This window comes from Rahnella sp. BCC 1045 (assembly GCF_019049615.1).
GTDB classification, from domain to species: Bacteria; Pseudomonadota; Gammaproteobacteria; order Enterobacterales; family Enterobacteriaceae; genus Rahnella; species Rahnella contaminans.
Genome location: NZ_JAFMOZ010000003.1, coordinates 1 through 255 on the forward strand (window position 1 = coordinate 1; position 255 = coordinate 255).

General features: G+C 52.9%; 1 rRNA gene. It reads left to right on the plus strand.

Annotation, left to right across the window (positions count from 1 at the left end):
• Nucleotides 1–255, plus strand: a 23S ribosomal RNA gene (locus tag J1782_RS00015); the annotation flags it as partial.

Consider the following 255-nt stretch of genomic DNA (forward strand, 5'->3'; position numbering starts at 1 on the left):
GAGATTCCCCCAGTAGCGGCGAGCGAACGGGGAAGAGCCCAGAACCAGAATCAGTTTGTGTGTTAGTGGAAGCGTCTGGAAAGTCGCACGGTACAGGGTGATAGTCCCGTACACAAAAATGCACAGACTGTGAGTTCGATGAGTAGGGCGGGACACGTGACATCCTGTCTGAATATGGGGGGACCATCCTCCAAGGCTAAATACTCCTGACTGACCGATAGTGAACCAGTACCGTGAGGGAAAGGCGAAAAGAAC